General features: G+C 70.8%; 13 protein-coding genes and 1 pseudogene. 4 read left to right on the forward strand and 10 right to left on the reverse strand.

Annotated features, from left to right (window positions below):
- Positions 1 to 43 precede the first annotated feature (43 nt).
- A pseudogene (locus G5T42_RS17640) lies at positions 44 to 628 on the forward strand (LacI family DNA-binding transcriptional regulator); the annotation flags it as partial.
- Positions 592 to 1050 carry a substrate-binding domain-containing protein gene (locus G5T42_RS17645; protein WP_241246056.1) on the forward strand — a complete coding sequence of 153 codons (459 nt, stop codon included), beginning with the start codon at positions 592 to 594 and terminating at the stop codon, positions 1048 to 1050. The pseudogene G5T42_RS17640 and the gene G5T42_RS17645, both read left to right, overlap by 37 nt.
- A 12-nt stretch (positions 1051 to 1062) precedes the next feature.
- Here the strand turns inward: G5T42_RS17645 and G5T42_RS07245 are convergent, their stop codons facing one another.
- The 10 genes from G5T42_RS07245 to G5T42_RS07285 all read right to left on the reverse strand — a co-directional run bounded on the left by G5T42_RS07245 (position 1063) and on the right by G5T42_RS07285 (position 16144).
- Positions 1063 to 2814: a DUF5605 domain-containing protein gene (locus G5T42_RS07245; protein ID WP_165127230.1), complete on the reverse strand. Its 1752-nt coding sequence runs from the start codon at positions 2812 to 2814 to the stop codon at positions 1063 to 1065.
- A gap of 41 nt (positions 2815 to 2855) precedes the next feature.
- Positions 2856 to 5741: an alpha-L-rhamnosidase gene (locus G5T42_RS07250; protein ID WP_165127232.1), complete on the reverse strand. Its 2886-nt coding sequence runs from the start codon at positions 5739 to 5741 to the stop codon at positions 2856 to 2858.
- On the reverse strand, positions 5741 to 6247 hold the full coding sequence (locus G5T42_RS17650) for a hypothetical protein (RefSeq protein WP_241246057.1): 507 nt from the start codon (positions 6245 to 6247) through the stop codon (positions 5741 to 5743). The genes G5T42_RS07250 and G5T42_RS17650 overlap by 1 nt, the downstream gene beginning before the upstream one ends.
- Positions 6148 to 7248: a glycoside hydrolase family 43 protein gene (locus G5T42_RS07255; RefSeq protein WP_241246000.1), complete on the reverse strand. Its 1101-nt coding sequence runs from the start codon at positions 7246 to 7248 to the stop codon at positions 6148 to 6150. Before G5T42_RS07255 ends, G5T42_RS17650 begins: the two co-directional genes overlap by 100 nt.
- Positions 7249 to 7283: 35 nt before the next feature.
- A complete protein-coding gene (locus G5T42_RS07260; protein ID WP_165127234.1) occupies positions 7284 to 8420 on the reverse strand; it encodes a serine hydrolase domain-containing protein in 1137 nt (378 codons plus the stop codon).
- The gene (locus G5T42_RS07265; RefSeq protein WP_165127236.1) at positions 8417 to 10849 is read right to left on the reverse strand and encodes a glycoside hydrolase family 3 C-terminal domain-containing protein; all 2433 of its coding nucleotides are present in this window, start codon (positions 10847 to 10849) and stop codon (positions 8417 to 8419) included. The genes G5T42_RS07260 and G5T42_RS07265 overlap by 4 nt, the downstream gene beginning before the upstream one ends.
- Positions 10846 to 11703, reverse strand: coding sequence for an ATP-binding cassette domain-containing protein (locus G5T42_RS07270; RefSeq protein WP_165127238.1), 858 nt, complete (start codon positions 11701 to 11703; stop codon positions 10846 to 10848). Before G5T42_RS07270 ends, G5T42_RS07265 begins: the two co-directional genes overlap by 4 nt.
- Positions 11700 to 13598, reverse strand: coding sequence for a dipeptide/oligopeptide/nickel ABC transporter permease/ATP-binding protein (locus tag G5T42_RS07275; RefSeq protein ID WP_165127240.1), 1899 nt, complete (start codon positions 13596 to 13598; stop codon positions 11700 to 11702). Before G5T42_RS07275 ends, G5T42_RS07270 begins: the two co-directional genes overlap by 4 nt.
- A complete protein-coding gene (locus G5T42_RS07280; RefSeq protein WP_165127242.1) occupies positions 13595 to 14536 on the reverse strand; it encodes an ABC transporter permease in 942 nt (313 codons plus the stop codon). The genes G5T42_RS07275 and G5T42_RS07280 overlap by 4 nt, the downstream gene beginning before the upstream one ends.
- Before the next feature lie 78 nt (positions 14537 to 14614).
- Positions 14615 to 16144 carry an ABC transporter substrate-binding protein gene (locus G5T42_RS07285; RefSeq protein WP_165127244.1) on the reverse strand — a complete coding sequence of 510 codons (1530 nt, stop codon included), beginning with the start codon at positions 16142 to 16144 and terminating at the stop codon, positions 14615 to 14617.
- Positions 16145 to 16338: 194 nt separating this feature from the next.
- On the opposite strand from G5T42_RS07285, the gene G5T42_RS07290 reads away from it, so the two are divergent.
- Positions 16339 to 17094: a TetR/AcrR family transcriptional regulator gene (locus tag G5T42_RS07290; protein ID WP_165127246.1), complete on the forward strand. Its 756-nt coding sequence runs from the start codon at positions 16339 to 16341 to the stop codon at positions 17092 to 17094.
- Positions 17091 to 19517, forward strand: a complete 2427-nt coding sequence (locus G5T42_RS07295) for a glycoside hydrolase family 2 TIM barrel-domain containing protein (RefSeq protein WP_165127248.1) — start codon at positions 17091 to 17093, stop codon at positions 19515 to 19517. Before G5T42_RS07290 ends, G5T42_RS07295 begins: the two co-directional genes overlap by 4 nt.
- Positions 19518 to 19580: the final 63 nt, after the last annotated feature.

Genomic DNA, 19580 nt, shown 5'->3' on the forward strand with positions numbered 1-19580 from the left:
TTCCAACGAGCCGGGCAGAGAACCCCCGGCGGGAAGGGCCGACATGGCGGTGAGTGTGCGTGAAGTCGCGGCCGCGGCATCCGTCTCCGTCGGGACCGTGTCGAACGTGCTCAACCGGCCCGAGAAGGTGGCTCCCGAGACGGTGGAGCGCGTGCTGTCGGTCATCGACGAGCTCGGCTACGTGCGCAACGACGCCGCGCGCCAGCTGCGCGCGGGACGCAGCCGGACGATCGGGCTCATCGTGCCGGACGCGAGCAACCCCTTCTTCGCCGAGGTCGCCCGGGGCGCCGAGGACCGCGCCGCCGAGGCCGGCATATCGGTGCTGCTCGGCAACAGCGACGAATCCGAGCGGCGCGAGGGCTCGTATCTCGACCTCTTCCGTGAGCAGCGCGTCAACGGCGTGCTCATCACGCCGGCGGGCGATGACGTCGGTGGGCTGCGGGCGATGCAGGAGGCCGGCGTTCCGGTCGTGCTCGTCGACCGCGAGGCCCCTGGGACCGCCCTGCGGTCGGTCGCCGTCGACGACGTCGAAGGCGGCTTCCTCGCGGCGCGGCATCTGCTGTCGCTGGGCCGTCGGCGGATCGCCTACGTCTGCGGACCGCGGTCGATCCGTCAGGTCGCCGATCGCCTCGAGGGTGCCCGCCGCGCCGTCGGCGAGGCGCCGGACGCGGAGCTGGAGGTCGTCGAGGTGCCCGCGCTCACGGTGCTCCACGGCCGCGCGGCGGGGAGGAGCTCGTCGCCCGTCCACGCGATCGACGCCCCGACGGCGTCTTCGCGGCGAACGACCTGCTCGCCGTCGGCCTGCTGCAGGCGCTGAGCCTCATGGCCGATGTGCGGGTGCCGGGCGACATCGCGCTCATCGGGTACGACGACATCGACTTCGCCGCCGCGACGGTCGTGCCGCTGAGCTCGATCCGCCAGCCCGCGCATCTCATCGGCTACACGGCCGTCGACCTCCTGCTGCGACACCTTCAGGCGCCGGCCGATGAGCAGGAGCGGAACGTGAGGTTCCAGCCCGAGCTCGTCGTGCGGGCCTCGACAGCGGGGTGACGCGCGGAAGGTTCAGTCGGCGACCCGGATCGTCCGCACAGCCATGAACTGGCGACCGGGGAGCTCGACCCTAACCGTGCCGCGGGAAGTCCCGGGCAGGCGGTCGACCGTCATGTTCCACGTGTCGATCACATCCACGGTCCACTCGCCCTCGGTCAGCATGAGATTGCGGAAGCGCGGACGGTTGAACCCGAAGTAGCCGACGCGGTGCTCCTCGGTGCCGCCCCACGGGACGTCCCAGTCCGACACGAGCGGATCCCAGACGCCCTCCGGCGCCTCCGACTGCAGTGCGTGGAGGAATCCGATCCGCTCGGGCGACGACCCGCGCAGCTCACCGCCCTTGGACCACCACAGCACCTCGTCGGCGCCCGGCTCGGGAAGGTACGTCTCGCCGTGACCGACGTAGCCGCCGCGCACGGCGCCCTCCCAGAAGCGGCGCACCATCTCCTCGCCCGTGATGTTGCCCCAGCCCTGGTCGATGTCGCCTTCATAGGCGCACTCGTCGATCACGACGGGCTTGCCCCACCGCTCGCGCCAGTCGTCGGTGTTCTCGGCGGTGCGGTAGACATCGACGCGCTGCACGCTGACGTGCGTGATCCAGGGTCGCGAGTAGTCGTAGAACGGGCGGCAGTTGTGGATCGAGGTGAGGTGCCCGAAGGCGTCCTCCTCGCCCACGATCTCGGCGAGCCGCTCCCAGTCCGGGGTGTCCTTCGCCCAGAGGAGGTCGTATTCGTTGGCCATCGACCACCACACGTTCGCGAACGCGGCGAGCCGGCGCACGACGTAGCGAAGGTAGCGCTCGTCGACCGCGGGACCGAGGTCCGCGAAGCCCCACCGGTCGTACGCGTGGAAGAGGATGAGGTCCGCCTCGATGCCGAGCTCGGCGAGCTGCGCGATCCGCTGCTCGAGCCGCCGGAAGTGAGCGGGGTCGAACCGCGTGTAGTCGAAGCCCTCGGCGAGCGAACCGGCGAAGACGAAGTCCTCCGGCTCGTTGGCGTTGAAGAGGTAGGACTTCGGGAAGAGGCACATGCGGATCTTCGTGAAGGGCGCCTCGGCCAGGGTGCGGAGCGTCTGCTCCTGCAGCGCGTCCGCCTGGTGGGTCCACGCGTACGCCGTCGTCCCGAGAGGCAGGTGTCGCATGCCGTCGGCGTGGCGGAAGTGGAAGCCGTCGACCCGCACCGGCCCGTGCGCGCCCTCAGGCGCCGGACCTACGGCGAGGGCCCCCGTCAGCCCGTCGAGCGAGCGCGCGGTCGAGCGGGTCTGGAACGACCAGTCGCCCTCGGCATCGGCGAGGGCGCGCACGACGTAGACGCCGTCGCCGTCGTAGAAGCCGCCGACACGCAGCTGCGACCCGTCGGGCCGGCTGAAGACGGCATCGAGCTCGACATCGACGAACGGATTGCCGTGCGACGGACCTTCGAACCGCACCTCCAGAACGCCCCACTTGGCGACCGCGTCGGGAAGGACGACGGATGCCGAGCCCCGCGCCACCTCGTCGCTCTCGTACCCAGGGTCCGGCGCGATCGCCGGCGCATACGGCGCGCGCTCGACGTCGTCGCCCACCTCGGCGAGGGCGGACCAGAGCTTCTCGCGCTCGGCGGGGTCCTCGAGCGTCGGCACGAGCGCGATGAGCGATCCGAGCCGGCCGTCGCGGAACTGCGTCGCCATCGGCGACGCGGCGATCCCCGGCATCCATCGTTCGAGGATCGCGCGCGCGGCGGGGTTGTCGAGGGCTTCGCCGAACGTCGAGCGGCGGTCGAACATGGAGGGTTCCTGTCTTGGTCGTGGGTAGGAGGAAAGCTGCGTCACGCCGTCGCGGAGCGGACAGCCTCGTCGACGGCGGCGAGCAGGTCGGGCGGCGTGAACATGAGCGCCGTGCTGAGAGGACGGTTCGCGCCCCAGACGGTGTCGGTGCGCACGGCTTCGGCGCGCTCGGGATCGGCCGCCGCCAGCGTGTCGAGGACGGCGCGGTAGGCGCGGGGGTCGTCGATGACGTCGGCGAGGGATGCCGAGAGCCCGGGCAGCGCCGACGGCACCCGCCGCAGCGGCGCGGGCATCCGCCATTCGTGCACACCCGACCCGACGGCCGTCTCTTCCGAACCCCCGCCCAGGTCGACGATCGCCATCGCGTTGGCCGGAACGACCGCCCGCACGACGATGTCGGAGCCGTCCCGCCGCCATGCGACGGAGGCCTCGCCGTAGGGAGTGAGGTGGCGCGCGGCTGCGTGGTCGAGGCCGGCGAGCGGGCGCGGTGCGATGCGGATCGTGCGATAGCCGGGTTCGGCGGGTGCGAGTCCCGCGACCGTGCGGTGCAGCCAGTCCGCGACCGCGCCGAGCGCGTAGTGATTGAAGCTCGTCATCTCGCCCGGGTTGATCGTCCCGTCCGGGAGCATCGAGTCCCACCGCTCCCACACGGTCGTGGCGCCCATCGTGACGGGGTAGAGCCACGATGGGGACTCGGTCTGGAGGAGGAGCCGCTCGGCGGCGTCGAGGTGCCCGCCTGCCGTGAGCGCGTCGGTCACGAGCGGTGTTCCGACGAACCCGGTGCCGATGCGGTAGCCGCCCTCCCGGACGAGGGCCGCGAGCCGGTCGGCGAGCGACCGGCGGAGCGCAGGGTCGAGGGCGAGGCCGAATTCCAGGGCGAGCGCGTACGCCGTGGGCGCATCGCTCATCATGCGGCCGGCGGGCGTCACGTACTCGGCCACGAAGGCCGCGCGGCTGCGCTCTGCGAGCGCAGCGTAGGTCGCGGCATCCGTCTCGAATCCCAGAAGCTGCGCCGCATCGGCGACCTGCCGCAGGGAGCGGGCGAGGTAGGCGCTCGCCACGATGTCGCCGTCGACCTTTGCCTGTCCGGGCTTGTCCGGCGGGGCGGCAGGATCCAGCCAGTCGCCGAGCTGCATCTGCCCCGCCCACAAGCCGCTGCCGCCGGCTGCTTCGAGCACCCGGTCCACCCAGGCCTTCATGCTCGCGTACTGGTCGGCGAGGACGCGGGTGTCGCCGAAGCGCTCGTGCAGCACGGTCGGCACGACGGTCGCGGCATCCCCCCACGCCGCCACCGGCCCGCCCCCGCCGAACGAGGGCAGCGCTGCCGGGATCACGAGTGGCACCTCCCCGTCGTTGCGCGTCTGCTCGTTCGCGAGGTCGCGCAGCCACGAGACGAGGAAGCCGTCGCAGTCGTACAGGAAGCTCGCCGTCGGCGAGAACACCTGGATGTCGCCCGTCCACCCCAGGCGCTCGTCGCGCTGCGGGCAGTCGGTCGGGATGGACAGGAAGTTCCCGCGCATGCCCCACACGACGTTCTCGTGCAGCCGGTCGAGCATGTCGTGCGAGCTCTCGAACCAGCCCGTGCGGGTCATGTCGGTGTGCAGCACGACGGCCTCGACGTCGGCGTCGGCGACGTCGGCGCCATCGATCTGGGCGTAGCGGAAGCCGTAGAACGTGAAGCGCGACTCGAGCACGTCGTCGCCGCCGGAGAGTTCGAACACCGCGGTCGCCTTCGCATTGCGGAGGGGACGGATGCCGAGCTCGCCGTCTTCGAGGACCTCGGCGTGGCGGATCACGACGTGCTGCCCCGCCTCGCCCTTCACCCGCACGCGCAGGCGGCCGACGAGGTTCTGGCCGAAGTCGAGGATCCGGCCACCGGACGGCGACGTGACGACGTCCGTGACGGGGAGCGTCGAGATGCGCCGGACCGGCGGCGCGATGCGTGCCTCCGGCACCGGCACGTTCTCGTATCCCGGGAGCGACGCCGCGCCGACCCGCGCGGGAGACCAGGTGGCGCTCGCCGCATCGGCACTGTCGTCGGCCTCTCGCGGGCTCGACCCTCGCTGCCCGTCGACGGTCGACCAGCCGGGGAGGGTCTTGCGGAGATCCTGGTGCTCGCCCGGGTAGATGCCGCTGTCGACGATCGGCCCGTCGGCGGTCGCCTCCCATCCCTCGCCGGTCGCGGCGAGGGTCTCGGTCGAGCCGTCCTCGTAGGTCACGCGGAGCTGCGCGAGAAAGGACGGCTGCGTGCCGTAGAGGCGATTCGTGAAGGTGAAGAAGCCGAACTTCTCGGTGTACCAGGCGCCCGCGATCGTCGCGCCGAGCACATTCTCGCCTTCGCGGACGAGGCCGGTCACATCGACGGTCTCGTGCACGAGCCGGTCGCGGTAGCTCGTCCATCCGGGCGAGAGCACGTCGTCGGATGCGGCCTCGCCGTTGAGCTCCGGCTCGGCCACGCCGAGCGCCGTCCAGAAGAGGAGCGCGCGGCGGACGGGACGCGCGACGCTGAACGTCGTGCGCACCAGCGCGGGCTGGGCCTCCCGGTAGGGCTCCGAAAGGCCGACGGGCTGGGCGATCCACTCGCCCTCGGCGAGGAAGCCGGCCGAGACGCCGAGCGGCTCGCTCCACGCCGTCTCGCCTTCGGCGGAGAAGGCGCGCACCGAGACCTCGCGGGACTCGCCGGCGGCGAGCGGCGAGAACGGCCAGGCGACGAGGACCGAGCCGCGACCCTCGAGTGAGACCGTTTCGATGCCGTCGGTGGCCTCGGCGCGTGTCTGGATCCACCCCGGGGCGGCGTCTTCGACGGTCCAGCTCAGGCGCGGCTCGGCGACGGCGACGACGGAGGAGTCGTCGCGCAGCTCGGCGCGGAGGGTCGCGATGCGCGCGGTGCGCGCCGCGGGCGACGCGGCCGGGGTCGAGGCATCCATCATTCGTCGTTCCCCTCGGCGAGCCAGCTCTCGACGGCGACGTCGCCCTCGACAGCGTAGACACCGATCACGCGGCCGGTGAAGGACTCCGTCACCTCGGAGGACAGGAATCGGCCGTCGATCCGGGCGAGTTCGACACGTTCGCCGTCGATCGTCGCGGCGAGGTGGAAGACGTCGCTCGTGGAGACCAGTCCGGCACCGCCCTCGGGCTCCCGCGAGGCGATGTGCAGGTCGACGTGGCCGCCCGTGAAGGGGTGACTCCACTCCTGGCACAGCCCGCCGATGGACGCGCGGGCGACGACCGTTCCACGGCCCGCCTCCAGCTCGATGCGGAACTGCTCGTCGTAGCGCACGGCGACCCCGCCGACGCCTCGTGAGACGTCCAGCCGCACGCTGACCTCGTTCGTCAGGTGCTCCTGACGGCGTCCGACGAAGACGGGCCGCGCGTCGGCGAGCGTCGAGCCGTCCGCCCGCAGCACGAGGCGACCGTCCGCGATCGTGGCGATCTCCGAGGGGAAGCGGCGCACCGCGATCCATTCATCGTCGAGAGGACCGTCGAAGCGGACGTCGACACGGGTGCCGGGCCGGGGGAGAGCTCGACGGGGGCGATGGCCGGCCAGCCGTCGGCCCACGTGACGGGAGTCGCGAAGGTCTCGCGGCCGAGTGCCGAGAAGGCCCGCGTGCCACTGCGGGGGCGCACGCCGAGGAGGACGCACAGCCAGTCGCCGCCGGGTCCGATGACGAGGTCGCCGTGGCCGGTGTTCTGGATCGGGCGGGGTGTCGAGCGCGCCGAGACCAGAGGGTTGCCGGGTGCCCCCTCGAACGGCCCCTCGGGCGACGATCCGCGGGCGATCGAGATCGCGTGGCCGCGCTCCGTGCCGCCCTCCGCGATCATCAGGTACCAGGCGCCTCCGACCTCGTACACGTGGGGTGCCTCGGGGAACATGAGACCCGTCCCCGACCACAGCGATCGCGGCTCTTCGAGCGCGCGATGGGTCTCGAGGTCGACCTTGACCTGCTGGATGCCGAGATGCGTCGGCTGATTCGGGTCGAGGTCGCCGCTCAGCGACAGGCCGGAGAAGGTGACGTACGCCTGGCCCTCGGCATCCCACACGATGTCGGGATCGATGCCCTCCAGAGTGCCCGATCCGTCCTGCTTGAGGATGAGCTCGCCGTCGCTCCACGGGCCTGCGGCATCCGTCGCCGTGAAGTGCAGCATCCCGCGTCCCAGCGCGTCCGTGATGACGAGGTGGAACTCGCCGTCGTGATGGCGGATCGTGGGCGCCCAGGCGCCGCCGCCCGTCGGCACCGCCTCGACGCCCAACTGGCCGGGGCGCGTCGCGACGTGGCCGATGAGCTCCCACGTCTCGAAGTCCGTCGAGCGGTGGATCGGGATGCCCGGCAGGTACTCGAAGGTGCTCGTGGCGAGGAACCATTCGTCGCCGACCCTCACGACCGACGGGTCGGGGTGGAAGCCGTTGAGAAGGGGGTTGAAGAGCGTCGTCACGGGATTCCTTGCGTCGTCGGGCGGCGGAGGGCGGGTCAGGCGGAGAGGATGCGACCGAGCTCGGTCGCGAGGGCGAGGGCGCGGGGGTCGGCGCCGCCGGGCCACGGCCCCCGCGCGATCGTCCACGCGAAGGTGACGCCCGTGTCGGGGTCGACGCACGCGAGCGCCCCCATCGCGCCGTCATGACCGAATGCGTCGGGACCGCCGAAGGCGAGCGACGGCGTCGGCTTCTGGAAGACGATCGAGTGAGAGCGATGCGCTTGGCCCAGCACCTCGTCGTAGCCGCGCACCTGCTGCTGGCCGACCGTCAGCACCGTGTCCTCCGAGAGGAACGGCGGGGCGCCCTCGACGCCCGTGACGGCTGCGGCGAAGAGGCGGGCGAGGCCGCGCGCCGTGCCGGTGCCCGACACGGCGGGATGGCCGAACCGCCAGCTGACCTCGTCGTTGGCCAGATCCACCACGGTGCCGGGCGAGGCGAAGACGAGCTGTGTGAGGAGCGACACGTCACCGGGGGTCGCCCCGCCGGCGGGCGGGATCATCGGCAGCGTTCGCGCCTTGCGGGCGTCGAGCTCTGGGGGCAGGCCGAGGTAGAAGTCGATGGCGTGCGGAGCCCGGATCTCCTGCTCGTAGAACTCGTGCAGAGTCCGGCCCGTGATGCGGAAGACCAGCTCGGAGGCGAGGTTGCCGATCGTGATGCCGTGGTACCCGAACGCCGTGCCCGGATACCAGTAGGGCGTCGTCGCGGCGAGCCGCTCGGCCGCCGCGTGGTGATCGAGAAGCTCGTCCGTCGTGAGCGCCGGTCGCGCCTGCGGAAGGCCCGCCTGGTGGGAGAGGAGCTGGCGGACGGTGACGTGCGCCTTGCCCTTCTGCGCGAACTCCGGCCAGTACTCCGCCACCGGGGCGTCGAGGTCGACCTCGCCACGCTCGATCAGGAGGGCGACCGAGAAGCCGATCGTGTTCTTCGTGACGGAGAAGGGCACCGTGACGGAGTCGCCGTCGAGGTGCGGTCCGCCCCACGCGTCGAGCACGGGCCGCCCGTCGTGGAACGCCGCGGCCTGGAACGAGAGGTCGGGGTCGGCAGCGAGGAATCCCTCGAGCCTGGCCACGATCTCATCGAGGCGTGCGTCGGCGCTCCCGTGGAGCGCGCCGGTGAGAGTCGCGAGTGCGGTCATGCCTCAATCGTCCACTCGAATGCGAGCGGAAGGTCGACGATGGATGCCCCGGCGCGCAGGGTGTATGCACCGGGCTCGACGATCCACTCGCCGGCCCAGTGCGCGAGACGCCGGGGCGGCACGGAAATCGACGCGGTGACGGTCTCTCCCGGCTCGGCGCTGACGGTCGCGAATCCGACGAGCCACCGCTCCGCGCGCTCGACCTCGGAATCGGCGCGCTCGGCGTAGACCTGCACCACCTGCTTGCCCGCTCGGGCGCCGGTGTTCCGCAGCGTCACCTCGAGCACGTCGCCGTCGCGCTGCGCGACGCCCCAAGACCACGCCGTGTAGCCGAGGCCGTGCCCGAACGGGAAGGCCGGTTCGGCATCCGTCCTGAGCCACGCCCGGTAGCCGATGTGGAGCCCCTCGGTGTAGCGGAGGACTCCGTCGTCGGGAGTGACCTCGGTGACGGGCACGTCGGCGAGCGCGGCCGGCCACGTCGTCGGGAGGCGTCCGCCGGGCTCCGCCGCGCCCGTGAGCACATCGGCGATCGCCGAGCCGAACTCCTGCCCGCCGAAGTAGCCCTGGATGACGGCCGACACCTGGTCCGCCCACGGCAGCACGACGGGCGAGCCGGCGTTGACCACGACGATCGTGCGGGTGCCGGTCGCCGCGACGGAGCGGACGAGGTCGTCCTGGCGGCCGGGGAGGTCGAGGTCGGTGCGGTCGTAGCCCTCGGACTCGACCTTCGAGTTGGTGCCGACGACGACGATCGCGACATCGGCCGCTGCGGCCGCCTCGGCCGCGCGGGCGATGAGCCCGTCGGGGTCTGAGTCGTCGGGTGCGATTCCGACGGTGAGCGACAGGGCGCCGTCGAGCGGTCCGCCGGCTTCGCGCGTGAACTCGGCGCGGATGCGGCGCGTCTGTCCGGCGGAGACCTCGACCGGAGCCGTGACCGACGGCGGGTTGAGGAAGGCGGCGCCGAGGTCCGTGCCCTCGATGACAGGTGTGTCATCGACGACGACCTCGCCGTCGACCGAGACGCGACCGGGGTTCCCGCCGGCGAATCCGAGCAGGACGGTGCCGGACTCGTCGGGTGTGTAGTCCGCCTCGAAGGTGACCGTGCGTGTGCGCGCGATAGGCGCGTCGCCGCCGAACCAGACGAGCGTCGTCGCGCGGCGGTCCTCCGCGAAGATCTCGGCGCCGTCGGCGTCGAAGAACGTCACGCGTGCACCCGGCTCGCCCGTCACGGGGTTCGTGAGCTGAGCGAGGGGGATCTCGGCGACGCCGTCCTGAACGACGGCGCCCCGCTCGTAGCGCACCTCTGCGTCGGGAAGAGCGCGACGGATGCCGTCGAGCGGTGTGGTGATGCGCTCCGGCAGCACGGTGGCGCTCCCGCCGCCCTGCGTCCGCGCTTCCCGCGCGTTGTGGCCGATGACGGCGACGCGGCGGAGGGACGAGGCATCCAGCGGCAGCACTCCGTCGTTCGAGAGCAGCACCGTTCCCGCGATGCCGGCTTCGCGCGTGAACGCGACGCCGTCGACCTCGCCGGGCACGAGCGGCTCGGTGCTCTCGAGCGCTCCGACGCGCTCCGCGAGGAGCAGGAGCCGGAGCACCTTGCGGTCGACGTCGGCCTCGTCGAGGCGTCCGTCGCGCACGGCCTCGACGAGGTCGTCGTAGGCCGGTGCGGGGCCGGGCATCGCGAGATCCTGCGCGGCCGGGATCGCGTCGAGCGAGCGGACGGCGGTCCAGTCGCTGATGACGACCCCGTCGAAGCCCCACTCGGAGTTGAGCGGCGTCTCGAGCAGGTCGTTCTCGGTCATCGTCACGCCGTCCACCGAGTTGTAGGCGCTCATGATGGTCCAGGCGCCGGCCTCGACGGCGCGCTCGAACGGCGCGAGGTAGAGCTCGCGCAGGCTGCGCTCGTCCACCTCGACGTCGACGGTGAAGCGGTCGGTCTCGGAGTCGTTGGCGACGTAGTGCTTGGGGCAGGCGCCCACGCCGTTCTCCTGGAGCCCCCGCACGTAGGCGGCGGCGAGCTCGGCGCTCAGCTCGGGGTCCTCGCTGAAGCACTCGAAGTGCCGGCCGCCGAGAGGCGAGCGGTGGAGGTTGATCGTGGGTCCGAGCACGACGTCCACGCCCTTTCGACGGGCTTCGGATGCCGCGGCCGCCCCGTACCGGTAGGCGAGGTCGACGTCCCACGACGCCGCGAGCGCCGAGCCCGACGGGAGGTTGAGCGAGGGCTCGCGCTCGTCCCACCGCGGCCCGCGGACGCCGGCCGGCCCGTCGGAGAGGGTCATCGCGCGCAGCCCGATCTCGGGCAGCGGCACGGTCGTCCAGAAGTCGGCGCCCTGCACCAGGGCGGCCTTCTGCTCGAGGGTGAGCTTCTCGAGGAGCGGGACGAGGTGCTCGACCGTCGCCGGGTGGGTGGTCGTCGCGGGGGTCGTCATGCTGCTGCTTCTCCTTGCGTGGTCTGCGTCTGCTCGTCGAGGAGAGCGCGTCGCGCGGCGCGGCGCTGTGCCTGCTCGTCGGGGTTGGGAACGGGTGCGGCGAGGAAGAGCCGCTGCGTGTAGGGGTGCTCGGGCCGTGCGGTCACCTGGTCGCCGTCGCCCGTCTCGACGAGCTCACCGCGGTACATCACGGCGACACGGTGGCTGATGTGGCGGACCACGGCGAGGTCGTGCGAGATGAAGAGGTAGGCGACGCCCGTGCGCTCCTGGATCTCGATGAAGAGGTCCAGGACGCGAGCCTGTGTGGACAGGTCGAGAGCCGAGACCGGCTCGTCGCAGACGATGAGCTTGGGGTCGAGGGCGAGCGCGCGGGCGATCGCGATGCGCTGGCGCTGCCCGCCGGAGAACTCGCGGGGGAGCCGGCCCGCGGCGTTGCCGGGGAGCCCCACGCGGTCGAGCAGGTCGCGCACGCGCGCCCTCGCCTCCTTGCCGGCGACGCCGCGCGCCGTCAGCGGCTCGGCGAGGATCTGCTCGATCGTGAGCGACGGGTTGAGCGACGAGTACGGGTCCTGGAACACGACCTGGATCTCGCTGGACAGGTCGCGCCGCTGCCGGCGGTTCAGGTGGCCGATGTCGCGGCCGTCGTAGGTGATCGTCCCGCCGGTGACCGGCGCGAGACCGAGGACGGCGCGGCCGAGGGTCGTCTTGCCCGAGCCGGACTCGCCCACGAGGCCGACGGTCTCCCCGGGACGGATGTCGAGCGAGACGCCCTTGAGGGCCCGGAAGGGCTTCACGCGGAATCCCTTGGCGGGGTATTCGACGACGAGGTTCTGGACGTCGAGAAGAGCGCTCATGACGGAACTCCCTGGGAGACGGTCCCGGCCCGCGAGCCGGTGGTGGTCAGCGGCGGCCGGGCGGGACCCTCGTCGAGGATCGCGTCCAGCAGCGACTGCGTGTACGGGTGGGATGGGTTGCCGAGGATCGTGCGCACGGGGCCCTGCTCGACGAACAGGCCCTGCTGCATGACGGTGACGCGGTCGCACAGGTCGGCGACGACGCCGAAGTTGTGTGTCACGAGGAGCATCGCCATGCCGCGCTCCCGCTGGAGGTCCCGCAGCAGATCGAGCACTTCGGCCTGCACCGTGACGTCGAGGGCCGTCGTGGGCTCGTCGGCGATGATGAGGTCGGGGTCGGTCGAGACGGCGCCCGCGATCAGCACGCGCTGCGCCATGCCGCCCGAGACCTCGAACGGATAGGCGTCGAAGGTGCGCTGCGGGTTGGGGATGCCGACGCGCTCGAGGAGCGCGAGCGACCGCTCGGTGGCCTCCTTCTTGCTGAGGCCCAGGTTCTTGCGCAACGGCTCGACGAGCTGGAAGCCGATCTTGAACGACGGGTCGAGGTTCGACATCGGCTCCTGCGGGATGTAGCCGATGCGCTTCCCCCGGATGCCGTTGAAGACCCGCTCCGATGAGTCGGCCAGCTGCGTGCCCTCGTAGTCGATCGACCCGCCCGAGACGTGGCCGCCGCTCGGGAGGAGCCCGAGCACGGCGAACGCGGTCTGCGTCTTGCCGGAGCCCGACTCGCCGATGAGGCCGTGGATCTCGCCCTTGCGGATGTCGAGCGAGACGCCGTGGACGACCTCGATGTCGGCGCCCTCGGGCTGCTGGTATGCGACCCGGAGGTCCCGGATGCCGAGCACGACGTCGCGCGGGTTCTCGGCCGTTCGCGGGTCGTCGGGGTGCACGATCGTGTCGCCGAGGACGGGGAGCTCCGTCGAGTCGTCGATGGGCGCGGCATCCATCCCGCTCGTCGAGAGCGACGTGGTGACGGCGGCGATGGAGCCGGTCGCGGACGAGACCGCGCGACGCCGGCGTCGGCGGACGGTCGCGGTGCGCTCGAGCACGTCGCGCATGGCGTTGGCCAGGAGCGTCAGGGCGATGCACGTCGTGGCGATCGCGAGGGACGGCCACACCATGAGGAGGGGGGCGCGGTAGATGTTCGCGAAGCCGTCGTTGAGCATCGAGCCCCACGTCGGGACGCTCATGTCGCCCAGGCCGAGGAACTCCAGTCCCGACTGGATCGCGATCGCGATGCCCGCGATGATCGCCGTCTGGATGATGATCGGGGCACGCACGACCGACAGGATGTGCCGGCCGATGATGCGCGTGTCGGAGAGGCCCGAGACGCGCGCGGCGTCGACGTAGAGCTCGCTGCGCACGCCGACGACGGCGGCGTAGACCAGGCGGTAGTACGCGGGCGAGAGGATGATGCCGAAGATGAGCATCGCCCACCACACCGAGGGTCCGAGGACGGCGCGGGCGGCGATCAGGATCACGATGCCGGGAAGCGCCATCACGAGCGAGGTCACCCACGACGCGACCGAGTCGAACCAGCCCTTGAAGTAGCCGGCGATGAGGCCGCTGACGACGCCGATGACGAGCGACGTGACGATGGCGACGGATGCCGCGGCCAGCGTGACCGACGTCGCCCAGAGCAGCCGCGACAGGACGTCGCGACCCGCGCTGTCGTTGCCGAGCAGGTGCTCGGCGCTCGGCGGCGCGAGGACGAGCTGCAGCGAGGCCTGGTTCGGCGGGTACGGGGCGATGAAAGGGCCGATGACGGCGATGAGCACGACGAGGGCCAGGTAGACGAGCGCGATGAGGCCGACGGGGTTGCGCACGAGGCGCCGGAACAGCGAGGTCCGGACGTGCGGCGTAGGCACCGCGGGAGGAACTTCGATGGCGGTCATGACAGTCGGACCTTCGGGTTGAGCGCAGCCTGCGCGAGATCGATGACGAGGTTGACGATGATGACGATGACCGCGAAGGCGACGACGAGGCCCATCATCACGGGGATGTCGCCCTGGAGCCCGGCCTGCACCGTCAGCTGACCCATGCCGGGAAGCGCGAAGACCTGCTCGACGATGACGGCACCGCCGAGCAGTCCGATGAACTGCACGGCGAGGATGGCGAGGGCGGGGCCGCCGGCGTTGCGCAGCACGTGGCGGTATACGACGCTGTTGACGCTGAGCCCGCGACTGCGGAGTGTGCGGACGTAGTCGCGCGACATCGCGTCGATCATCGAGCCGCGTATCTGCTGCGTGACGGCCGCGATGGCGCCGAGCGCGAGCGCCGCGATCGGGAGCGTCACCGATGACAGCCACCCGGTGAACGACGTCGTGAGGGGGACGTACCCCGTCGCCTTGAACCAGTGCAGGTTGATGGCGAAGATCAGCACGAGGTAGAGGGCGATGAGGAAGCCCGGGATGGCGAAACCGAGCACCGAGATGACCTGCACGCCGCCGTCGACCCAGCCGCGGCGACGGGCCGCGAGGACGCCGAGCACGACCGACACGATCGCCGTGACGATGGTGGTGCCGATCACGATCGAGAGCGTCACTGCCACGCGGCCGGAGAGGCTGACCGACACCAGCTGACCGTTGAACCACGAGCGGCCGAGGTCGCCCGTGAGGGCATTGGTGAGCCAGTCCCAGTACTGCACGACGACAGGACGGTCGAGGCCCAGCTCGTGCGCCTTCTGCGCCACGAGCTCCGGGGTCGCGTTCTGGCCGAGGATCCGGCGGGCGATGTTGGCGCTGTCCAGGTACAGCAGGCCGAACGCGAGCGCCGAGATCACGAAGAGGAGGATGACGCCGGCGAGGATGCGTCGGACGATGAACGTGAGCATGATTCGCTCCTGGTCTCAGTGGTGAGAGAAGAGGGATCCGGCCCGCCCGTGCGATCGACGGGCGGGCCGGATGAACCGCTACTGCTTCGGCTGGAAGTCGTAGATGTTCGGGTAGGCGTTCGTCGGGAGCATCTTGACGGTCGTGTTGGCGTCCGTCGCGACGCTGCCCTGCACGCGGTAGAAGGGGGCGAACCAGGCCTGCTCGACGATGTACTTGTTGAGCTCGCCGGCCACCTTGGCCTGCGTGGCCTCGTCGCCGAACTGGATCTGCTTCATGTACTCGTCGACCTTCGGGTCGTCGTAGTGGAACGGGTTGAACACGGCGGTCGGAGCGATCATGAACTGGATCAGCTGCCAGTCCGGGTTCTGCTCGAGGGCCATGAAGGATGCCGGGTACTTCGGCGCGAGGAGGTCCGCGATGAAGTTGTTCGGCGCGACCTCGGTCGGCTTCACCGTGATGCCCGCGTCCGCGAGCTGCTGCTCGATGAGCGTGTAGGTCGCGGCGCCGAGGACCGAGACGGTCGGCATCGAGATCGTGACGCCGTCTGGGTAGCCGGCCTCCTTGAGGAGCTCCTTGGCCTTCTTCGGGTCGTAGGTGTAGTAGTCGTCGAGCTCCGGGTCGTACGCCTTGCTGGTCTTGGGGAAGACCTGGGTCGTCACGGTGCCCTTGTCGGCGGCCGCCGCCTTCAGCATGCCCGCGCGGTCGATCGCGTAGTTGATCGCCTGGCGCACCTTGACGTTGCCGAGCTCCGGCGACATCGTGCCGGCGCGGTCGAGGAGAAGCAGGCCCTGGAAGTCGAGCTCATTGGCGTTGACGGTCCAGCCCGAGCCCTCGACCTCGGCGAGGTTGTCGTTGTTGACGAGCTTCACCCCGTTCGCCTCGCCCGCCTTGATGGCGTTGAGGGCCGCGGTGGGGTCGCTCAGGACGTTGACGACGACCTTGTCGTAGTGCTGGACGTCGGGGTTCCAGTAGTCGTCGTTCTTCGTGTAGACGTAGCTCGTGCCGGTGACCGTGGCCGAGGTGTCGAGCTTGTAGGGGCCCGAGCCGACGGGGGTCGTTGCGACGTCGGCGCTGTCGAGCGATGCCTCGCTGCCGACAAGGCCGGGATCGCGGGTGAGGTAGTTGAGGAACGCCGGGTCGGGTGCGCTCAGTGTGATGACGACGGTCTGGTCGTCGGGTGCCTGGATGTCGGCGACGCTCGAGAGGTAGCCGGCGTCGGGTGATGTGCCGTCCTTGAAGCGCTGCAGGTTCTTGACGACGACCGCTCCCGTGAGCTTCGAGCCGTCGGTGAAGGTGACGTCGTCGCGCAGCGTGAGCGTGAGGACCGTGTTGTCGTCGTTGTACGACCACTCGGTCGCGAGCCACGGCTCGATCGTGTTGTCCGGCGTCGCGAGGAGGAGCGTGTCGAACACCGTCTGGTAGAACGGCGCCCGGTTGCCCCACTCGGCACCGGCCGGGTCGAGGGTGGTGGGCGCGAGGATCGCACCCAGCGTCAGCGTGTCACCGCCGGCACCGCCGGTGGAGCCCGCATCGCCGCTTGCGGCGCATCCCGTGAGGGCGAGGGCTGCGACCGCGACTGCGGCTGCTGTGGCCTTCCATCGGAACATTCTTTGTCCCTTTCATCGTGCGGCGATGCCCCTGCGGATCGCCCTGGCGGGAGACGCTAACAAGAAATCCGAGCGAGCGCTAGGTTTTCGCAATAAAAATCTAGCATTCACTAGGAATTCGTTATAGAACGGAGGGGAAGGGACGTCGGGGGAGCGCCGAAGAGGGCCGCTCTGCGAACGGATACGGTGATGCCATGACGGACAGCACGGCGGTGACCGCCAGGCGCAAGCCGCGCGGCGAGTACGCGAAGAGCGAGGCGAAGCGGCAGGCGATCCTGGACGCGGCGCTCGAGGTCTTCGCCGAGTCCGGCTACCGTGCCGGCTCGCTGCGCGAGGTCGCGCAGCGCGTCGGGATGAGCGAGGCAGGGCTCCTGCATCACTTCCGGAGCAAGAGTGCGCTGCTCATGGCCGTGCTCGACCACCGCGACGACCTCTCGCGGGCCGTCGTCGACTTCGACCAGCCCGACGGCGTCGAGGCGCTCCGGGGACTCGTGGTCCTCGCGAGGCGCAACGCCTCCACCCCGGGCGTGGTCGAGCTGTACTGCACCCTCTCGGCCGAGGCCACCTCGCCGGACCACCCGGCACACGACTACTTCGTGCGCCGTTACATCTATGTCCGCGAGAGCATCGGCACGGCCTTCCGGCGCATCGCGGACGCCGGCCGGCTGCTGCCTGGCGTCGACCCGCACCGTGCCGCCGTGGCGACGGTCGCCCTCATGGACGGTCTGCAGGTGCAGTGGCTGCTCGATCGCGAGTCCACCGACATGGGCGAGGCGCTCGACGAGTTCTTCCGCGGTTTCGTCTCGGGCTTCGACCTCGAGTCGATCGAGCAGGCGCTGGATGCGCAGGCCGCCCAGTTTGCGGAGTTCACCGAGGTGACCCACGCCGCGCAGCGGGATGCCTCGTCCGGGCCGGCTCCGTCATCCGACAGCGACGAGGCATCCGCGTGATCCGCCTTCCGTTCGCCGACGGGTGGACCGTCGGCCCGAAGCTCGGCGCGTTCGAATCGCCCGAGCCGGGTCAGGAGCCCCGGCCCGTGCGGCTGCCGCACGACGCGCTGCGCGACCTCGAGCGCTCCGCCGATTCGCCTCAGGGGGTGCACGCCGGCTACTACCCGGGCGGCGTCTTCGAGTACGCCAAGACGTTCGACGTACCGGAGGAGTGGCGCGAGCGGAGCGTGCAGCTCGAGTTCGAGGGGGTGTACCGCGATGCCGCCGTCTTCCTCAACGGCGAGTTCGTCGCACATCGCCCGAACGGCTACACGGGCTTCGTGGTCGAGGCCGACGCGTACCTGCGCTTCGGCGAGACCAACCGCATCACCGTCGAGGCGCGCGCGCACAAGGACAGCCGGTGGTATTCCGGCGCTGGCATCTACCGTCCGGTGCACCTCCTCGTGAGCGAGCCCGTGCACATGCCGCTCGACGGTGTGCGGGTGACGACGCCCGACATCGACGCCGAGCGCGCGATGGTCGCCGTCGCGACGACCGTGCGCAACACGACACGGCACACCCGCGAGACGCGGGTCGAGTGGTCCGTGGTCGCCCCGTCGGGCGATGAGGTCGCCGCCGGCACCGCGCCCGTCACGGTGCTCCCCGGCGAGCCCGCGACCGCCCGCGTCCGGCTCGCGGTCGACGAGCCCGCGCTGTGGAGCACCGACACGCCAGCGCTCTACACGCTGCACACCACTCTGAGCGGTATCGACGGCACGCTGCTCGACACCGATGAGACCCTGTTCGGCATCCGGACGCTCCAGGTCGACGCGCGGCACGGCCTGCGGGTCAACGGCGAGACGGTCAAGCTCCGCGGCGCATGCGTCCATCACGACAACGGCCCGCTCGGTGCGGCGACCATCGGAGCGGCCGAGGATCGCCGCATCCGTCTCCTCAAGGCGGCCGGATTCAACGCGATCCGAAGCGCGCACAACCCGATCAGCCGTGCGATGCTCGACGCCTGCGACCGCCACGGTGTGCTCGTGATGGACGAGCTCACCGACGTGTGGACCGAGTCGAAGACCGCGTTCGACTACTCGCTCGCCTTCCCGGACTGGTGGAGGACGGATGCCGCGGCGCTCGTGGCAAAGGACGTCAACCACCCGAGCGTCGTCATGTACTCGATCGGGAATGAGATCCTCGAGCTCGGCACGCCGATCGGAGCGGCGTGGGGACGGCGACTCGCCGAGGAGCTCCGCCGTCTCGACGACACGCGCTTCATCACCAACGGGATCAACGGCATCATCGCCAACCTCGATCGCATGTCGGACGCGCAGGCCGAGCTGACCGACAAGGATCCGAACACGATGATGGCCGAGATGGGGGAGCAGATGGCCCTCATGAACGCCTCGGACCTCGTCTCGCGATCGATCGAGGAGTCCGCGTCGGTGCTCGACGTGGTCGGCTTCAACTACGGCGACTCGCGCTATGAACCGGATGCCGCAGCCTACCCGCACCGAGTCATCGTCGGCTCCGAGACGTTCCCCGAGCGGATCGACGCGCTCTGGGCGCTCGTCGAACGCTTTCCCCACGTCATCGGCGACTTCACCTGGACCGGCTGGGACTACCTCGGCGAAGCGGGCATCGGGCGCGTGGATTACACCGATGTCGAGGGCTATGCCCCGACCGGCACCGCCGGCCCCTACCCCTACCTCCTCGCCGAGTCGGGGGACATCGACATCACGGGCCACCGCCGCACGGTGTCCTACTGGCGCGAGATCGTCTTCGGCCTGCGCCGAGCGCCCTACATCGCGGTGCACCGTCCGCAGCACTTCGGCCGCCCGACGGCGCGCACGCCGTGGTCGTGGGACGACTCCGTGGCCTCATGGTCGTGGGACGCCGAACCCGGCGCCCCCGTCACGGTCGACGTGTACGCCGCCGCCGACGACGTGGAACTGCTCCTCGACGGCAGGTCGCTGGGCGTCGCCCGCGTCGGCGAGGACAAGGGGTTCCTGGCCAGGTTCCAGACCGAGTACCGGCCCGGCGAGCTGACGGCGATTGCGCGCCGCGACGGGGTCGAGACCGCCCGGCACGTGCTCCGCACTGCGGGCGGCGACCTCCGGCTCGCGGCCCGCGTCGAGCAGGACGGGGTGGGGACGGATGCCGATTCCCTGGCCTTCGTCGGGATCACGCTCGAGGATGCGAGCGGTGTCGTGCCGTGCGACCAGGACCGCCGCATCACGGTCGAGGTCGAGGGACCCGCCGTGCTGGCGGGTCTCGGCACGGGCCGCGCCCGCACTGAGGAGTCGTTCGCGGGCCCGTCGGTCACGACCTATGACGGGCGTGCGCTCGCGATCATCCGGCCGACCGACGCGGGCACGATCACCGTGACCGTCTCGGCCGAGGGCCTCGGCGAGGCATCCGTCGTCGTCACCGCTTCCTGACCGGCGCCGGAAAAGCTGCGACCGCTGCACGAGACGGCGCAGCGGTCGCAGGGTTCGGGGGGC

Source organism: Microbacterium sp. 4R-513 (assembly GCF_011046485.1).
In the GTDB taxonomy this organism is placed as follows: Bacteria; Actinomycetota; Actinomycetes; order Actinomycetales; family Microbacteriaceae; genus Microbacterium.